The organism is Nonomuraea sp. NPDC052265, assembly GCF_044547985.1.
GTDB lineage: Bacteria > Actinomycetota > Actinomycetes > Streptosporangiales > Streptosporangiaceae > Nonomuraea.
The window spans coordinates 614434-631943 of the sequence record NZ_JBIUBJ010000002.1; the positions used below are offsets into that span (position 1 = coordinate 614434).

General features: G+C 71.0%; 16 protein-coding genes. 7 read left to right on the forward strand and 9 right to left on the reverse strand.

Annotation, left to right across the window (positions count from 1 at the left end; all coding sequences use genetic code 11):
• Positions 1-13: 13 nt before the first annotated feature.
• A complete protein-coding gene (locus ACIHAD_RS08070) occupies positions 14-1132 on the reverse strand; it encodes a ferritin-like domain-containing protein (protein WP_397353608.1) in 1119 nt (372 codons plus the stop codon).
• An 88-nt stretch (positions 1133-1220) separates the two neighbouring features.
• Between ACIHAD_RS08070 and ACIHAD_RS08075 the strand changes: the two genes are divergently transcribed.
• Positions 1221-1853 (forward strand): TetR/AcrR family transcriptional regulator, encoded by a 633-nt coding sequence (locus tag ACIHAD_RS08075; protein ID WP_397353609.1) that lies wholly within the window; start codon positions 1221-1223, stop codon positions 1851-1853.
• 42 nt (positions 1854-1895) lie between these two features.
• Here ACIHAD_RS08075 and ACIHAD_RS08080 read toward each other — a convergent pair whose 3' ends face one another.
• Both ACIHAD_RS08080 and ACIHAD_RS08085 read right to left on the reverse strand, forming a co-directional pair.
• Positions 1896-2351, reverse strand: coding sequence for a transglycosylase SLT domain-containing protein (locus tag ACIHAD_RS08080; protein ID WP_397353610.1), 456 nt, complete (start codon positions 2349-2351; stop codon positions 1896-1898).
• A 334-nt stretch (positions 2352-2685) separates the two neighbouring features.
• Positions 2686-3081 carry a transglycosylase SLT domain-containing protein gene (locus ACIHAD_RS08085; RefSeq protein ID WP_397353611.1) on the reverse strand — a complete coding sequence of 132 codons (396 nt, stop codon included), beginning with the start codon at positions 3079-3081 and terminating at the stop codon, positions 2686-2688.
• Between the two features lie 187 nt (positions 3082-3268).
• Between ACIHAD_RS08085 and ACIHAD_RS08090 the strand changes: the two genes are divergently transcribed.
• On the forward strand, positions 3269-3754 hold the full coding sequence (locus tag ACIHAD_RS08090; protein ID WP_397353612.1) for a glutathione peroxidase: 486 nt from the start codon (positions 3269-3271) through the stop codon (positions 3752-3754).
• Here the strand turns inward: ACIHAD_RS08090 and ACIHAD_RS08095 are convergent.
• The 3 genes from ACIHAD_RS08095 to ACIHAD_RS08105 all read right to left on the reverse strand — a co-directional run bounded on the left by ACIHAD_RS08095 (position 3751) and on the right by ACIHAD_RS08105 (position 7111).
• On the reverse strand, positions 3751-4947 hold the full coding sequence (locus ACIHAD_RS08095) for an acyltransferase (protein WP_397353613.1): 1197 nt from the start codon (positions 4945-4947) through the stop codon (positions 3751-3753). The genes ACIHAD_RS08090 and ACIHAD_RS08095 overlap by 4 nt on opposite strands.
• Positions 4940-5878 carry an alpha/beta hydrolase gene (locus ACIHAD_RS08100; protein WP_397353614.1) on the reverse strand — a complete coding sequence of 313 codons (939 nt, stop codon included), beginning with the start codon at positions 5876-5878 and terminating at the stop codon, positions 4940-4942. Before ACIHAD_RS08100 ends, ACIHAD_RS08095 begins: the two co-directional genes overlap by 8 nt.
• 144 nt (positions 5879-6022) lie before the next feature.
• Positions 6023-7111: a LacI family DNA-binding transcriptional regulator gene (locus ACIHAD_RS08105; RefSeq protein ID WP_397353615.1), complete on the reverse strand. Its 1089-nt coding sequence runs from the start codon at positions 7109-7111 to the stop codon at positions 6023-6025.
• Between the two features lie 174 nt (positions 7112-7285).
• Here ACIHAD_RS08105 and ACIHAD_RS08110 point away from each other — a divergent pair, with 174 nt between their 5' ends.
• Positions 7286-8497: an ABC transporter ATP-binding protein gene (locus ACIHAD_RS08110; RefSeq protein ID WP_397353616.1), complete on the forward strand. Its 1212-nt coding sequence runs from the start codon at positions 7286-7288 to the stop codon at positions 8495-8497.
• A 110-nt stretch (positions 8498-8607) separates the two neighbouring features.
• On the opposite strand, the gene ACIHAD_RS08115 is transcribed toward ACIHAD_RS08110, so the two are convergent.
• On the reverse strand, positions 8608-9360 hold the full coding sequence (locus ACIHAD_RS08115; protein ID WP_397353618.1) for an SDR family NAD(P)-dependent oxidoreductase: 753 nt from the start codon (positions 9358-9360) through the stop codon (positions 8608-8610).
• A gap of 46 nt (positions 9361-9406) precedes the next feature.
• Here ACIHAD_RS08115 and ACIHAD_RS08120 point away from each other — a divergent pair, with 46 nt between their 5' ends.
• A complete protein-coding gene (locus tag ACIHAD_RS08120; RefSeq protein WP_397353619.1) occupies positions 9407-10594 on the forward strand; it encodes a PQQ-dependent sugar dehydrogenase in 1188 nt (395 codons plus the stop codon).
• Here the strand turns inward: ACIHAD_RS08120 and ACIHAD_RS08125 are convergent.
• Positions 10554-10889 (reverse strand): carboxymuconolactone decarboxylase family protein, encoded by a 336-nt coding sequence (locus ACIHAD_RS08125; protein ID WP_397353620.1) that lies wholly within the window; start codon positions 10887-10889, stop codon positions 10554-10556. The two genes, ACIHAD_RS08120 and ACIHAD_RS08125, sit on opposite strands and share 41 nt — an antisense overlap.
• Before the next feature lie 262 nt (positions 10890-11151).
• Here ACIHAD_RS08125 and ACIHAD_RS08130 point away from each other — a divergent pair, with 262 nt between their 5' ends.
• The 3 genes from ACIHAD_RS08130 to ACIHAD_RS08140 are packed head-to-tail and all read left to right on the forward strand — an operon-like array spanning position 11152 to position 16333.
• Positions 11152-11829, forward strand: coding sequence for a lipoprotein (locus tag ACIHAD_RS08130; protein ID WP_397353621.1), 678 nt, complete (start codon positions 11152-11154; stop codon positions 11827-11829).
• Between the two features lie 10 nt (positions 11830-11839).
• Positions 11840-14845: an AAA family ATPase gene (locus tag ACIHAD_RS08135; RefSeq protein WP_397353622.1), complete on the forward strand. Its 3006-nt coding sequence runs from the start codon at positions 11840-11842 to the stop codon at positions 14843-14845.
• Between the two features lie 27 nt (positions 14846-14872).
• On the forward strand, positions 14873-16333 hold the full coding sequence (locus tag ACIHAD_RS08140) for an MFS transporter (protein WP_397353623.1): 1461 nt from the start codon (positions 14873-14875) through the stop codon (positions 16331-16333).
• On the opposite strand, the gene ACIHAD_RS08145 is transcribed toward ACIHAD_RS08140, so the two are convergent.
• Positions 16326-17498: a TerC family protein gene (locus ACIHAD_RS08145; RefSeq protein ID WP_397353624.1), complete on the reverse strand. Its 1173-nt coding sequence runs from the start codon at positions 17496-17498 to the stop codon at positions 16326-16328. The genes ACIHAD_RS08140 and ACIHAD_RS08145 overlap by 8 nt on opposite strands.
• Between the last annotated feature and the right edge of the window lie 12 nt (positions 17499-17510).

Consider the following 17510-nt stretch of genomic DNA (forward strand, 5'->3'; position numbering starts at 1 on the left):
GCGGGCGCGCCGGTCAGGGGGCGGTCGAGCCGAGGGCGATGGTGTCGGCGACCTCGGCGTGCCGCTCCGACTCCTCGGCGGCGAAGCGGGCCTCGTCCAGCTTGTCGGCGATGTCCTCGTCCTGCTTCATGAGGGCGTCGAGCGACTGGCCGGCCATCTCCAGCACGCCCATGTCGGCGTACGCCTGCTGCAGCCGCGGACTCCACAGCCCGATGTCCTTGACGCACGGCACGATCCTGCTGAACAGCAGCGAACGGAACAGCCGCAGGTACTCCGACTGGTCGGTGGCCCGCATGACCTCGTCGGTCTCCGCCTTGGACAGGCCCAGGTGCTCCCAGGACTCCACGCCGCGCAGCCGGTCGCGCATCAGGTAGCAGCCCTCGATGACGAAGTCCTCGCGCTCGCGCAGCTCGGACTCCGACAGGTTCTTGTAGTAGTCGCGCAGCGCCATGCGGCCGAAGGCGACGTGCCGGGCCTCGTCCTGCATCACGTACGCGAGGATCTGCTTGGGCAGCGGCTTGGTGGTGATGTCGCGCATCACGCCGAACGCGGCCAGCGCCAGGCCCTCGATGAGCACCTGCATGCCGAGGTAGGGCATGTCCCAGCGGGAGTCGCTGAGCGTGCTCTCCAGCAGCGCCTTGAGGTGCTCGTTGATCGGGTAGGCCAGTCCCAGCTTCTCCTGGAGGAAACGGGCGTAGGTCTCGGCGTGGCGGGCCTCGTCCATGGTCTGGGTGGCGGCGTAGAACTTGGAGTCCAGGTCGGGGACCGACTCCACGATCCGGGCCGAGCAGATCATCGCACCCTGCTCACCGTGCAGGAACTGGGAGAACTGCCAGGCCGCGCCGTGCAGCCGGACGTCCTGGCGCTGCTGGGGGCCGAGCCGGTGCCACAGCGGGGTGTCGTAGATGGCGATCGTGGTGTCGGGGATCCCGAGCACGTTGTACGGGTCCACCTCCAGGTCCCAGTCGATGCGCTTGGCCGAGTCCCACTGCTTGTCCTTGCCCTTCTGGTACAAGGCCAGCATGCGATCGCGGCCCTCGTCGTACTCCCAGGTGAACCGGCTGGCGCCGGCCATCCCGACGTCCCAGGTGGAGAGCTCGGCGGGGAGGGTGTAGAGATCGTGCGTCGACATGGGGGACCTCCGCGAGGGGATTACGTACGGTGTACGTCCACGGCTCGACCCTTGCACGTACGGTGTACGTGCGTCAATAGAATGAGCTATGACCACCGAGCCCTTGTCCAGGCCGCGCATCGTGGCCGCGGCCATCGACCTCATCGAGCGCGAGGGCGCGGACGCGGTCTCCATGCGCCGCATCGCCGCCGAGCTCGGGGTCGGCGTGATGTCGCTGTACAACCACGTGCCGAACAAGGACGCTCTGCTCAACGGCGTGGCCGAGAGCGTGCTGAGCGGGATCGAGTTCACCGACGACCCCGACGCCCACTGGACCGACCGGGTGCGGGCGCAGGCCCGCGCCTTCCGGCAGATCGCCCATCACCATCCGCGCTCGACCATGGTGGTGGTCAGCCGCCAGCTCCACTCCCACGCCGGGCTGCTGCCGGTCGAGCGGGCGCTGGCCACGCTGCGCGGCGCGGGCTTCGACGGGCCGGACGCGGTCCGGATGCTGCGCATGTTCATCGCCTTCATCGTGGGCTCGCTGCTCCGCGAGGTCGGGGTGACGCCCACGTTCGCGCCCGTCCACAGTCGCACGGTCGAGGCCGCCGAGGTCGATCCGGCGCTGTTCCCCGAGGTGAGCGCGCTGACGCCGCTGCTGGCCGAGTGCGACCACGAGGCGGAGTTCGAGTTCGGGGTCGAGCTGCTGATCCAGGCCATCGCGGTGCACGCCGGTCAGTAGGAGGGCACCCGGGAAAGGCCCGGATGCCCTCCGCGGCGGGAATCAGTACCAGTTGTGCGATCTCCAGTGCCCCCAGGCGCCGCAGGGCCTGCCGTACCTTCCCTTGATGTAGGCCAGGCCCCAGCGGATCTGCGTCTCGGGGTTGGACCTCCAGTCCTTGCCCGCGCCGCTCATCTTGCCGGCGGGCAGCGCCTGCGGGATCCCGTAGGCGCCCGACGACCGGTTGAGCGCGTGGTGGTTCCAATTGCTCTCTCTGGTCCACAGGTTGTCCAGGCAGCGGAACTCCCGGTAGTTCCACGCGCGCTGGACGACCTGCCCCAGGGCGATCTTCTTGTTTCTTCCGGCGGGCCTCACGGCCGCGATCTTGGGCTGCGCTGACGTTGTCCAGGTCCGCGTCTTGATCACCGGAGGCCGGGACTCCGCCCAGGCCGAACCGGTCGTGACGCCGAACGCGCTGATAGTGAGAAGAGTGCCGCTGAGCACGCGTTTGCTGTCCAAGGCGATCCTTGCTTCCAGGTCGCGTGCGGACGGGCGCCCCCGCGGGGCGCCCTGCCGATCCAGCGCCCGTGGCTCGGACGAGGAGGGTCCGCGCGGCCCCCCGGGATCCTGTACCGCCCGATCGTGCTGGACGGCCCGGAAGGCGCCACGACGTGTCCTCTAGCACGATTCCTATTACGGGCCGTGACCGCGGGCCCGCGATCTCGACACGCGAAGGACAGGTGTTTGCGCGCTCAATTCGGATAAAAGGCGATCTCGCTGGGCCAGGATTGCCCTGCCCGTCACCTATATGGCATGTCCTTGAGGAAAAACGCGGACATACCTGGGGTTTGGCTCAGTACCAACTGTGGGATTGGAAGTGCGCCCACGCGCGACACGGCGAGCCGTACCGCTGCTTGATGTAGCCCAGACCCCACCTGATCTGGGTACGCGGGTTCGTGCGCCAGTCGGCGCCCGAGGAGGCCATCTTGTGGCCCGGGAGTGCCTGCGGGATGCCGTAGGCGCCCGACCGGTTGCCGGCCCTGTGGTTCCAGCCGCTCTCTCTGGCCCAGAGTCTGACCAGGCAGCCGTAGCTCGCGGCACCCCAGCCGCGCTGGGCGACCAGGGACTTGGCGATGGCCTTGTTCCTGCCACTGCTCTGGGAGCTCTGCGCCTGTGCGGCCGTGGTGCCGGTCGCCGCCACGAGCGTGGCGGCCAGGACCAGGACACCGGTACGGCGGAGCATGGGCATGCGGATTCCCTTTCGAAGGGGACGGGGACCGCGTCACCCTGCCTGACAAACGCCCTTCTTTGCTAATTGACCATGAAAAATCAGGCGCGAATCCAAGATCACGACTTATTGATATTCAGGGGTTATAGGGGAAAAATGAGGAATAGGTCACAATCTGCGGCCGGCGTCGTTCTGTAAGCTTCAGATCATGAACCTTCGCGACATCCCGCTCCGCACCCTCACGGACGACCCCACCACGCTCGGCGACCTCGCCGGCGACAAGGCCGTGCTCCTGGTCAACGTGGCCTCCCGCTGCGGCCTGACCCCGCAGTACAGCGGCCTGGTCAAGCTCCAGCAGGACTTCGGCCCGCGCGGCTTCAGCGTGGTCGGCATGCCCTGCAACCAGTTCGCCGGCCAGGAGCCGGGCACGGCGGAGGAGATCCAGGAGTTCTGCTCGGCCACCTACGGCGTCGACTTCCCGCTGCTGGCCAAGGCCGACGTCAACGGCCCCGGCCGCCACCCGCTCTACGCCGAGCTCACTCAGGCCGCCGACGAGGAGGGCGCGGCGGGCGACGTCCAGTGGAACTTCGAGAAGTTCCTGCTCGACCGCGAGGGCAACGTCGTGGCCCGCTTCCGCCCCCGCACCACCCCCGACGACCCGGCCGTCGTCGCGGCCATCGAGAAGCTGCTCTAGCGGGCGCGCCGGCGTTCGTAGGTGTGGAAGGCGGCGCAGCACACCAGCAGCGCCACCGCGAACAGCGGCAGCCAGGCCAGCCGGGCCGCCATCCAGCCGAACCCGTCGGGAACCGTGTGCAGGCCGGGCAGCGCGTCGCCACCCGGCGGGCCACCCAGCGCCCGGCTCGCCAGCAGGCCCAGCTCGGTCACCACGATCAACGCGGTCTGGTGCCACAGGAAGATCGTCATGGCGGCCAGGTTCGCCACGGCCACGGCCGCCCAGGCGGCGGGGCGGCGCAGCAGCCGGCGCATCGGGCCGAGCAGCAGCAGCGCCGCGCCGCACTGGGCGAGCCCGTAGGCGACGGCCGCCAATGAGGGCGGGTCCAGGTTGGAGGCCGGGGCGCCCGGCACCCCGACCATGGTCGCCGGATAACCGCACCACAGCACCAGCGCCACGGCCCCGGCCCCGCCGCCGGCCAGCAGCGTCCAGCCGGAGGCCCGGCTGCGCAGCTCCCCGCGCGCCCAGGCCGCGCCCAGGCAGTACGGCACCAGCCACCCGGCCGCCACGTTCACCCACCACAACCACTCCGGGCCGCCGGGCCCGAACCGCACCACGTCGGCGGCCACGACCGCCGCGAGCGGCCAGGCCGGGTGCAGCCGGGCGACCAGCGGCGTGGCGGCCGTCAGCGCGGCGAACACCAGCAGGAACCACATCGGGTTCACCACCATCTTGACCAGGACCCGCACGTCCTCCAGCGACACGCCGGAGGCGAGCATCACGACCGCGGCCACGGCCCACACCGCCAGGACCACCGCGGCCGGGCGCGACAGCCGGCCCAGCCGGCCGCGCAGCCACGGGCCGTAGCCGATGCCCGCCGCCCGCGCCGACCAGTAGCCCTTCGCCGCGACCTGGCCGCCCACCAGGAAGAAGATCGCCAGCATCTGCAACGCCCACGACACCGGGGCGAGCTGCGGCAGGGCCTTGAGCGGGCTGGTGACGCGCAGGCTGCCGCTGTCGGTGACCACGGCGGTCACCAGCCAGTGCCCGGCCACCACCCCGAGGATGGCCAGGGCCCGCAGGGCGTCGAGGGCCCGGTCGCGCTCCGGAGGAGTCCCGGCCTCGATCCGCGCGACGAGCCCGCGCGGGCCGGAGGTCGGGCGGTCGGGGAGGGCGTGCGGGCCGGAGGGGGCGCGGAGGGAGGAGTCAGACATCGCGGGAGGCCCTTCCTGAGACGATGCGGGCGACGGCCGTCAGCGCGGGGGAGCCGGGCCGCAGGTAGTCGCTGTGGCCGCCGCCGCCCGCCGCGAAGACGCGGGCGCCGAACCCGGGCGAGAGCGGGTCGGCCCCCAGCCCGACCGTGACGAACGGCAGCTCGACCAGCGCGTGGGGCACGCCGCCGATCCAGTCGCCGCCGCCGCGCCCGGCCCACACGACCGCGCGGGTGCGCATCGCGGCGACGTCGGGGACGCCCGCGCCGGGGCTGCCCATCAGGACGATGTCGGCCACGTCCAGGCCCGGCGCGGCCCGTCCGCACACCACCGAGCCGTAGGAGTGGCACACCAGCGACAGCCGGGCGCCGGGCTTGAGCGCGCGCAGCTCCCGTACGAACGCGCGCAGCCCCGGCACGGCCTCGTCGGCCCGCGCGGGCGTCAGCACGTCCAGGCTGAGCGTGCTGGGCGTGCGGTACCCGGCCCAGGCGATGACCGCCGAACCGTCCCCGAGCGCCTCGCGCAGCCGCAGCGCGCCGGCGCGCAGGAGGCCGTACCGGTCGAGGTTGGTGTCGGAGCCGGGCACCAGGACGGCGATCCGCCGGGCCGTGGCGAGGTCGCCGAAGACCTCCACGGTCCGTCCGCCGTCGCGCCCGTCGAAGGACAGGAACGTGCGCGACGGGTCCGCCATGACCCGCAGCGCCGCCGCCCGCAGGCGGTGCCCCCGCGCGGCGGCGGTGCGCTCGGCGGCCAGGACGGCCGCGCGGCCGGCGGCGTACCGCCCGGCGAGCGCGGCGGGGGTCGCGGCGCGCAGCGGCGCCACGGCGGCGGGAACGGGCGCGGGCACCCCGGCGGACCCGCCCGCGGCGGACGCCGGCACCGCCACCGCGGCGGTGACGAGCGTGGCGAGCAGGCGGGTCCTGAGCGATGCCATGGCGGATGTCCCTTCGGTGCCGGTTCTTCCTTTCGGCACCGAAGGTAGGGATCACGCCTTGTAGTCGGCTTCCCGCTGGAGGATGCACCTTCCGCGTAGCTCTGAGGTACTACGCGGCTGAGAGGTGGTGCTGCGAACCCGCGGTCACCTGCGGGGGCCGCAGCTCCCGCGGATGATCAGCTCGGTGGGCAGCACCACCGTGCGGGCCCGCCGGGTGCCCTCGCGCAGCACCAGCTCGCACGCCCGGTATCCCATGTCCCGCCCGGGCTGGGCGATCACGGTCAGCGGCGGGGCGCACAGCTCGGCCCAGGGCACGTCGTCGTACATCACCAGCGACACGTCCCTGGGCACCCGCAGGTCCAGCTCGCGGGCGGCCAGCACGGCCGCCTCGCCCAGGACGTTCCCGCCCGCGACGACGGCCGACAGGTCGGGACGGCTCTGGAACAGGCCCGAGGCGGCGGCGTACGCCGAGTCGCGGCTGCCGGTGCCGAACACCACCAGCTCCTCGTCCACCGGCGCGCCCACGGCCTCGCGGAAGGCGTCGGCCCGCCGGTCGTGCCCGGGGCCGCCGAGGAAGGCGATGCGACGATGGCCGAGGCCCCTGAGGTAGCGCACGGCCGTACGGATGCCCGCGCGGTCGTCGGCCAGGACGGCGGGCACGTCCGGCGGACGCGCGGCGCCCTCGGGGACGCGCCCGCGCGGGGGCACGCCGTCGAGGAGCATGAGATCGTCGAGGGCGCTTTCGGCGGGGTCGCGGTCGTGCTCCTCCTCGCGCCCGGCCTCGGGCGGCAGGCGGTCGGCGAAGACCACCGTCATGCCCGCCCTGAGCGCCGGGGCCCACGTCTCGGCGTCGCCGGAGGGCACCGCGATGACCCGGTCGACGCTCTGTTCGAGGAGCATGCCGATCAGCTCGGCCTCCTGCTCCGGGTCGCCGCCCGTCGAGCCCAGCACGACCGGCTCGCCCGCCGACCGGGCGCAGGCCAGCACGCCCTCGGACAGCTGGCCGTAGAAGGTGTCGGTGAGGTCGGGCACCAGCAGGCCCAGGCCGCCGGTGCGGCGCTGGCGCAGGTTGCGGCCGAGGGCGCTGGGCCGGTAGTCGAGCTGGGCGGCGACGGCCAGGACGCGTTCCCTGGTGCTCGGGCTGGCCGAGCCGCCCGACAACACCCGGGACACGGTCGCGACGCCGACGCCCGCCGCCTCGGCCACATCCTTGATCGTCGCCCGCTTCTCCATGGAAACGATTCCATCATGGATTCCGTTCCGCCGGAAGCGGACCGGGTCCACAAGGGCTGGTCACGCGGCACCCCTTGACACCGATGTCCGTTTCGGGTGAGATACGTGAAAACGTATCCACGGGAACCGAGAACCAACATCCGGGCCGATCGCCCTGGAGCGCGAAGGAATGTCATGGCATCCATCGTTCTGACGAACGTCGACAAGATCTACGCCGGTGGCGTGAAGGCCGTGAACGGGCTGAACCTTGAGATCAAGGACGGCGAGTTCATGGTGCTGGTCGGCCCGTCCGGTTGCGGCAAGTCGACCGCGCTCCGGATGATCGCCGGCCTTGAGGACATCAGTGGCGGCGAGATCGCCATCGGCGACAAGGTGGTCAACCACCTGCCGCCCAAGGACCGCGACATCGCGATGGTCTTCCAGAACTACGCGCTCTACCCGCACATGACGGTCGAGGAGAACCTCGCCTTCGGCCTCAAGCTTCGCAAGATGCCCAAGCCGGAGATCCAGAAGCGGGTCAACGAGGCCGCCAAGATGCTCGGCCTGGAGACCTACCTCAAGCGCAAGCCGGCCGCCCTGTCCGGTGGTCAGCGCCAGCGTGTCGCCATGGGCCGCGCCATCGTCCGCGAGCCGCAGGCCTTCCTCATGGACGAGCCGCTGTCGAACCTCGACGCCAAGCTCCGCGTCTCCATGCGCGCCTCGCTCAACACCCTGCACGAGCGCCTCGGCGTCACCACGGTGTACGTCACCCACGACCAGGTCGAGGCCATGACCCTGGGCGACCGCGTCTGCGTCCTGCGCGACGGTCTGCTCCAGCAGGTCGACACCCCGCAGAACCTGTTCGACAAGCCGGTCAACCTGTTCGTCGCCGGCTTCATGGGCTCGCCCTCGATGAACTTCGTCACCGCCGAACTGGTCCGCGACAACGGCGCGGTCGTCCGCTTCGCCGACATCAGCCTGCCGATCCCCGACTCGGCGTTCGCCGACAAGCCTGGCCTCGACCAGTACATCGGCAAGAAGGTCATCCTCGGCATCCGCCCGTCGGACTTCGAGGACGCCAACTCGGCCGGCAACCACGCCAACGGCTGGGCCACCCTGCCGGTCAAGGTGGAGGTCACCGAGGAGCTGGGCTCCGAGATCAACGTGCTGTTCCTCATCGACGCCCCGCCGGTCGAGCACAAGGACACCGTCGCCGCCGCCGACACGGGCGACGACGAGGAGGCGGCGCTGCCGCTCGTGGGCGACAAGTCCCTGTGGACCGCCCGCGTCAACGCCCGCAGCCACGCGCGTCCCGGCCAGCGCATCGACCTGGTCCTGGACACGCACAACCTGCACTTCTTCGACCCGACGAGCGGCCTGGCCATCGGCCACGAGGCCAACCGCTAGCAGGTCCAGCCGGATCTGCCGGTTCCCGGCCGTGAGTTCCTCACGGCCGTCCCGGGCCCCCACCGCGACCCCCTCCCGCGGCGGGGGCCCATCTTGTCCTACGCCCCGCCTCAGCGGCGGCCGAGCCGGGCCGACACGCGCCCGGCCAGGTTGTGCGGCACCAGCCGGCCGATCGCCACGATGGCCTTGTAGCGCAGGTCGGGCACCGAGACCCGCTTGCCGAGCGCGAGGTCGCGCAGGGCGTCCCTGACCACGTTGTCGGCCTTCAGCCACAGGAAGCCGGGGATGCCCGAGGTGTCCATGGACGCCCGCTGGTGGAACTCGGTCCGCACGAAACCGGGGCACAGCGCCATGATCTTGATCCGCGGGTTGCGCACGTCGTTGGCCGCGGACTCGCTGAAGTTGACCACCCACGCCTTCGACGCGCTGTAGGTGCCGCGCGAGAAGAACGCCGCCACCGACGCCACGTTGATCACCGCGCCCCGGTCGCGCTTGCGCATCGCGGGCAGCGCCGCCAGGGTGAGCCGCAGCACGGCCTCGCAGTGGACCTTGAGCATGCGCAGCTCGTCCTCGACCGGCACCTTGAGGAAGTCGCCGGGGTGGCCGAAGCCGGCGTTGTTCACCAGCAGGTCGACGCCGTCGCGGAGCCTCGACTCGACCTTGGCCAGGCCCTCCTCGGTGGCCAGGTCGGCGGGCAGCACCTCGACGCCGACGCCGTACCTGAGCTTGAGCTGGTCGGCGACCTGGACGAGCCGCTGCTCGTCGCGGGCGACCAGGACGAGCGAGCAGGCGTCGGCGGCCAGGCGGCGGGCGAAGGCGGCGCCGATGCCGGCGGTGGCGCCCGTGATCAATGCGGTAGGCATGCTCTGAACCTTAACGTCCTCGATCGGGCGTGCGAGTATGGACGGCGTGCGCCCCCTCGCGGCCGTGCTCCTCCTGGCCCTCACCGCCTGCTCGGCCGCCCCGCCTCCACCCGGCCCGGCCTCCGTGCCCCTCGCCCCGGCTTCCACGACAGCTCCCACCGCGACCTCCACGACAGCTCCTAGCGCGACCTCCGCGACGGCGGATCCCGCGCCGAAGAGCGCTCCCGAGCACGGGCAGGTGCGCTTCCGCGAGCTCGGCCGGTTCGAGCGGCCGGTCGCCTTCGCCGTGCGCGCGGGCGACGAGCGGCTCTACGTCGCCGAGCAGGGCGGCCGGCTGCGCGCCACGGACGGCGACGTCCTCGTGGACCTGTCGGGCGAGGTGAGCGGCGGCAACGAGCAGGGCCTGCTCGGCGTGGCCTTCCATCCCTCGGGCCGCTGGCTCTACCTCGACTGGACCGACGCGCGCGGCGCCACCCACGTCACCGAATGGGCCTTCGACGGGCGGCGTGCCACCGGCCGGCGCGACGTGCTCACCCAGGAGCAGCCCTACGCCAACCACAACGGCGGCCAGCTCGCCTTCGGCCCCGACGGCCATCTCTACGTCGGGCTCGGCGACGGCGGCAGCGCCGGCGACCCGCAGGGCAACGGCCAGGACCTCGGCACGCTGCTGGGCAAGATCCTGCGCATCGACCCGCGCGGCAGGCCGTACAAGGTGCCCGAGGACAACCCGTTCGCCGGGAAGGACGGCGCGCGGGCCGAGATCTGGGCCTACGGCCTGCGCAACCCGTGGCGGTTCGGCTTCGACCGGCGCACCGGCGACCTGTGGATCGGCGACGTCGGCCAGGACGAGGTGGAGGAGATCGACCACCAGCCGGCCGCCTCCGAGGGCGGCGAGAACTACGGCTGGAACCTGCGCGAGGGCGAGCGGCCCTTCCGCGGCGGCACGGGCCGCGGCCTGACCGAGCCGGTCATCACCTACCCGCTGCACAAGGACGGCAACTGCTCGGTGATCGCCGGGTACGTCTACCGCGGCGCCGCCCTGCCCTGGCTGCGCGGCAGCTTCCTGTACGGGGACTTCTGCGCGGGCTGGGTCAGGGCCGCGCCCGCGGGGGAGCCGTCGAAGGCGGCCGAGATCGGCCGGGTCGAGCAGCTCTCGTCGTTCGGGGAGGGGCTCGACGGCGAGCTGTACGCGCTCAGCCTGCGGGGTCCGCTCTACCGGATCGAGCCTGCCTGACCCGCTCGATCAGCTCCTCGACCTGGTCGTTGAGCCGCGACCCGCGCGTCCATCCGGCGTAGTGGGTCAGGAACACCACCACCTCCCGCAGCTCGCTCTCGCTCAGGTCGCCCGCGCGCAGCGCGACGTCGAGCTGCACGCCGGTCATGTCGTCGAGCCCCTGTCCGACGAGCAGCCCGAGCAGCAGCAGCCGGCGCTCCTTGACCGACAGGGCGGTCCTCGACCACAGGTCGGCGAACTGCCGCTCAGCCGTCATGCCGAAGGGATCGACGGTCTCCGTCGCGGGTTCTTTCATGGTGCGCTCCGAGGCTCGGGATGGGCGTCCTCATATCCTTTGCTACTTCCTGTGGTGAACCAATGGGGGTTGCACGAACGTTGTATCCCGGGCGACCGTAGAGTGTGGCGGACCGGCGCATACCACGTTTTGTGGATGTGTAACAAGTAAAGCCAATCAATGGCCAAGATTTGGTCAAGATTTCTCAGCGTGCATCCGGCCTCATTCCGCATGAAAGCGGGCACAACAACTCCGTTGGTCCGTAAAGCGGAGGTAAGCCCTGGTGACGAAAACACGGGCTTGGATCGCGCTCATGGTCGCGGTCCTCATGCTGTCGGCGTGCGGGCAGCCGGATTTCACCTACGTACGGGACAGGGAAGGCACCACCTATTTCAAGGTGCCCGCCTCGTTCACCCAGCTCAACGCCTATCCGATCGAACTGTATCTGACCGGTGACCGGCCCGGTTCGCTGGCGGCGGCGACACGCGCGCAGCGGGTCTGGTCCACGGCGTTCGACCAGTCGTCCGAGCCGTCGGTCAACCACCTGCTGAGCTCGTCCGACCCCTTCGTGTACGCCACCGTGCACAAGCTCACCGAGCAGCAGCGCGACGCGATCTCGCTCAACCGGCTGCGCGACTTCGTCCTGCCGGTGACCGACCCGATGCGCGAGGCGTACGAGCAGCAGGCCACGACCACCGGCCGGCCGCCCATGTTCGCCAACTTCGAGCTCCTCAGCGACGACGTCCTCGCCCTGGACAACGGCGCCAAGGGCGTACGGGTGCGCTTCAACTACCAGATCGGCGTCGACGTCCAGACGTTCGACCAGACCGCGATCCTCGACGGGAAGGGCGCGACGGTCTCGGTCATGCTCATCGGCTGCCAGGCGACCTGCTTCCGCGACCGCGGCGCCGAGTTCGACAAGATCGCGGGTTCTTTCAAGCTGCTCCGGCTGCCCGGATGAGGGAGCGCCAGTGACCACCCCAGAGACGAGCACGGTTCAGCACGAAGGGCTGCGCGCCCCCGGCAGCGGGCCCTCCGACCCGGACTCCGTGACCAGGAAGAAGATGCAGTTCTGGGACCGGAGCAAGTTCCTCATCGCGCTGGTCCTGGCCTACCTGATCCTCACCTGGAAGGTGATGGCCGACTGGACGGGCGTGGTGACCTTCCCCGAGGCGGCTCGGAAGATCGGCTACGAGTACCAGTGGATCTTCTGGCTGCTCGGCGCGGAGGCCGCGCGGCAACTGCACTTCCTCGTCAGCGAGCACTGGTCGGGCTACCACCGGTTCTGGAGCCAGAAGGTCTTCGGCGGGTTCGAGCGGTGGACGCACCGGCGCTTCGACGACTGGACCAGGTACCGCATCTCCAGGGCCCTCAAGATCGCCTTCTTCGTCACGCTGACCGCGCTCGTGGCGGGGGCCGTGCTGGACGTCAGCCCGTTCGTCGCCCTGTTGCAGGCGCCGACGCTGATCTGGCAGGCGCTGCCGTTCCTGATGCAGCTAGTCTTCCTGTTCTTCTTCGTCATCATCCAGTTCGTCGGCCTGTTCTGGTTCCTGTCCAGGGGCGGCGTGGAGACGTACTTCCCCGACGACATCAAGACCCGCTTCGCCGACGTCTGGGGCCAGGACCACGTGGTCGAGCGGGTGCAGGAGAACATCGTCTTCCTGGAGCGGCCCGACGAGATCGAGCGGCGCGGCGGGTACGTGCCCAGCGGCCTGCTGCTGTGGGGCCCGCCCGGCACCGGCAAGACCCTGATGGCCGAGGCCGTGGCCGGCGAGACCGGCAAGCCGTACGTGTTCGTGGATCCGGGAGCCTTCACGAACATGTTCATGGGCATCGGCATCCTGAAGGTCAAGGGCCTGTTCAGAAAGCTGCGCAAGCTGGCGTTGCGGTACGGCGGCGTGATCGTCTTCTTCGACGAGGCCGACTCGCTCGGCAAGCGCGGCAAGCTGGCCCAGCAGGGGCCGCCCGGGCAGGGCGGCTTCTCGGCGCACTCCGGCTGCCACGGGATGACGTACCTGTCGGAGGAGACGCGCTCGGTGCTGGCCTTCAAGGGCCGCCGCGAGGCCGACGAGCCGCCGGGCACCTGGCGCGAGCGCTTCTTCGCCGGCGGCGGCATGATGAACAGCGGCGACCCCGGCACCCTCCAGGCGCTGCTCACCGAGCTGTCCGGGCTCAAGAAGCCGCGCGGCTTCTTCAACCGGCTGGTCAGGCGGCTGCTCGGGATGCGGCCCAAGCCGCCGCCCAAATACCGCATCCTCGTCATGATGGCCACCAACCGGCCCGACGCGCTGGACGAGGCGCTGCTGCGGCCGGGCCGTATCGACCGCATCTACAAGGTCGGCTACCCGTCCAAGGCCGGACGGGTCCGGACGTACCAGGGCTACTTCGACAAGGTCGAGCACGAGCTCACCGAGCAGCAGATCGACAAGCTGGCCACGATCACGCCGTACGCGACCGGGGCCACGATCAAGGACCTGGTCAACGAGTCGCTGATCACCGCCATCCGCGACGGGCGGGAGGTCATCACCTGGTCGGACGTGCTGCGCGCCAAGCGGCTCAAGCAGCTCGGCCCGCCCGAGGACGTCGAGTACATCGAGCGCGAGCGGCACGCGGTGGCCGTGCACGAGGCGTGCCACGCCGTGGTGGCGTACGTGACCCGGTTCCACCTGGAGATCGACATCGCCACCATCGAGAAGGGCGCCGACTACCTGGGCATGGTCGCCTCGATCAAGCCCGAGGACCAGTTCACCCGCTGGAAGTCCGAGTACGAGGCCGACATCATGGTCTCCCTGGCCTCGCTGGCCGGCGAGCGCATGTTCTTCGGCGAGGACAACTCCTCCGGCGTCTCCGGCGACCTGCACGCGGCCACGTTCCTCACCGCGCTGATGGAGTCGTACTGGGGGATGGGGTCGGGCGTCACCTCGCTGCCCGCGCTCCAGGAGCTGGACATCCACGGCGGCAAGGCCGTGCGCGGCCGGCCCGGCGGGGGCGGGGGCATCGGCATCACCGAGCGCGAGCCGGTGCGCGCCCAGCCCGACCTGACCCCCGACGTGCTGGGCGAGCGGATCGAGTTCAACCTGGTGCGGCTGCTGGAGAAGACCGAGCGGCTGCTGGAGGAACACCGCAGGGAGGTGCTGTGCCTGGCGCACGCGCTGGAGACGCACAAGACGCTCAACGGCGACGACGTGGTGGCCGTCATCCGCGGGGAGCCCGGACCGCTCGTCAACGGCACGATCTACGCCTCCGACGAGCTCTACGAGCAGCTTGAGGACTACCACCACGACGCGGCCAGGGCGCACAAGGAGCACAGCCGCATCGATCGCGAGCTGCCCGGCCCGGTGGAGGAGGAGGCCGAGCCGCGGGCGGTGGCCTTCGCCGCCCCGGCCGCGGGCGCCGGCACGGCGGTGGCGCAGGTGATCACGGCCGAGGTCACCCGGGTCGGCCAGGGCGTGGAGCAGGCCGTGGACCGGCCCGAGTTCGTGCCCTGGTCGCCCGGCCCGAGGCCCGCGGCGGTCCCGGTGCCGGGCGTGGTCCCGACGGTGGGCCCGACCCCGGCGCCGGTTCCCGTGGCGGGCCCCGAGCTCCGTCCGCGGCGGCGCGCCGGGCGGGCGTGGCTGGTCGTGGCCAGCCTGCTCGGGCTGATCGCGCTGGCCCTCATCGCGGCGCTGGCGGTGACCGGCACAGTGACCGGCACAGTGGCCGGCACAGTGCCGGGCACGGGCGTCGCGGCGGCTCCCGCGCTCGCCTCGCCGGCCCTGCTGCTCCTGCTGTTCGTCGTGGTCGTCGGGGTGATCGTGGGTGCCGGGCTGGCGTTCGTGGCGGTCAGGGGCGTACGGGCGGCGCAGGCCAAGGCGGAACGCGAGCGCGACGAGGCCCACCGGCGGGCCCAGCTCCTGGCCGCGGCCATGGACCCGGACACGGCCATGCGGCTGCTCGGCTACGACGGCAACGGCAACGGGGCCCGTGCCGACGGGTGATCGTATGGTCACTTACAGTAAGGAGGCATGAGCAAGGACGGCGTCGTACGCAGCCTGGTCCCCGCCCGGATGGACCGACTGCCGTGGGCGCCGTTCCACACCCGGCTGGTGATCGCGCTCGGCGTGGCCTGGGTGCTCGACGGGCTGGAGATCACCATCGCCAGCAACGTCGGGGCGTTCCTGCAGCGCCCCGACACGCTCGGCCTCACCTCCACGCAGGTGGGTCTGTCGGCCACCGTCTACCTGATGGGCGAGGTGGTCGGCGCGCTCTACTTCGGCTGGCTGTCCGACCGGCTCGGCCGCAGGAAGCTGTTCATCCTCACGCTCGGCATCTACCTGGTCGCCAGCGGCCTGACGGCCCTGTCGTGGGACCTGTGGAGCTTCCTGCTGCTGCGTCTCGTGGCCGGGGCGGGCATCGGCGGCGAGTACGCGGCCGTCAACTCCGCCATCGACGAGATGATCCCCTCCCACTACCGGGGCCACGTCGACCTGGCCATCAACGGCACGTACTGGCTGGGGTCGCTGCTGGCCACCTCGGCCACGTTCCTGCTGCTGCACCCGGGCGGGCCGCTGGAGCCCGACGTGGCCTGGCGGCTGGGGTTCGTGGTCGGGCCGGTGATCGGCCTGGCCATCTGGCGGCTGCGCAGGCACCTGCCGGAGAGCCCGCGCTGGCTGATGACGCACGGCCGCGAGGAGGAGGCCGAGCAGGTCGTCGGCCGCATCGAGCGGGAGGTCGAGCGGGAGGACCGGGTCACGCTGGAGCCGGTGCCGCAGGACCAGGCGCTGGAGGTCGTCCCCGAGCACCACGCGCCGCTGTCGCAGGTCGCCAGGACGTTGTTCCGCACGTACCCGCAGCGCTCGGTGCTGGGGGCGACGCTGATGATCTGCCAGTCGTTCCTCTACAACGCCATCTTCTTCACGTACGCGCTGGTGCTGACGCACTTCTACGGCGTCCCCGCGGGCTCGGTGCCGCAGTACATGTTCGCCTTCGCGGCCGGGAACCTGCTCGGGCCGCTGCTGCTGGGCAGGCTGTTCGACACGGTCGGGCGCCGGCAGATGATCTCCGGCACGTACATCACGTCGGGGCTGCTGCTGGCGGTGACCGGCTGGTTGTTCAAGGAGGGGCTGCTGACGGCGGTCACGCAGACCGTGCTCTGGTCCGTGATCTTCTTCATCGCCTCGGCGGCGGCCAGCTCGGCGTACCTGACCGTGAGCGAGATCTTCCCGATCGAGCTGCGGGCCCAGGCCATCGCGATCTTCTTCGCGCTCGGGCAGGTCGCGGGGGCGTTCGGGCCGACCGTCTTCGCCTCGCTCATCGGCGACCAGCACAGCCCCGACCCGACCAGGCTGTTCTACGGCTACTGCTTCGGCGCGGGGATGATGGTGGCGGCGGGGGTGGTGGAGATCGTGTTCGGGGTGAAGGCCGAGCGCACGCCGCTGGAGCACATCGCCGCGCCGCTGACCTCCCGCCAGGCCACCCCTACCTAGACGGGTCGTGCTCGGCGTGCGCCCGGGTCACCAGGGCCGCCAGCCGCTCGTCGCGGGCGACGTGGGCCCGCTGCCGGTCCGGCAGCTCGCCCAGCCGCGCCTCGGCCGCGAGCAGCTCGCGGTAGACCTCCTCGCGCCGCGCCGGGTCCTTCTCCACGTCGAGGTAGTCCTGGGCGTGCCGGCGTACGGCCGACGCCACGTTCTGCGCCCGGCCGCGGGGGCTGGCCAGCGAGGCGGCCACGGTGACGAGCAGCACGCCGACGATCACCGATAGGGACAGCCCGGTGCTGATCTCGGTCACCTTCACCGGCTCGCCGCCGTTGACGAACGGCACGTTGTTCTCGTGCAGCGCGTGCAGCCCGAGCTTGACGCCGATGAAGGCCAGGATGACCGCCAGCCCGTAGGCGAGGTAGATGAGCCGGTCGAGCAGGCCGTCGATGAGGAAGTAGAGCTGCCGCAGGCCCAGCAGGGAGAAGGCGGTGGCGGTGAAGACCAGGTAGACGTTCTGGGTGAGGCCGAAGATGGCCGGGATGGAGTCGAGCGCGAACAGCACGTCGGTGCCGGCCAGGGCGATCATGACCAGCAGCATCGGCGTCATCACCCGCCTGCCGTCCCGCACCGTGAACAGCCGGTCGCCGTCGTAGGTGTCGGAGGCGCGGAACACCCTGCGGGCCAGGCGGACCATGAGGTTGTCGGTGTGGCCCTCGCTGCCCTCGGGCCGCAGCAGGTTGCCCGCCGTGAGCAGCAGGATCAGGCTGAAGACGTAGAACACCCACGCGAACGTCTCGATCATCGCGGCCCCGAGGAGGATGAACCCGGTCCGGGCGACCAGCGAGAACACGATGCCGAACAGCAGGGCCTTCTGCTGGTCGGCGCGCGGCACCCGGAAGCTCGCCATGATGACGAGGAAGACGAACAGGTTGTCGACCGACAGCGCCTTCTCGGTCACGTACCCGGCGAAGTACTCCGCGCCCGGCTCGGCGCCGCCGAACACCCACACGCCCACGCCGAACAGCAGGGCGATCCCGACGTACAGGCCCGACCAGACGGCCGCCTCGCGCAGCGTGGGGACGTGCGCCCGCCGTACGTGGAAGAAGAAGTCGAACAGCAGCAGACCGGCGATCCCCAGGATCGTCAGCCACCACACGGGCGCGGACACGTCCACGAAGGCTCCTCG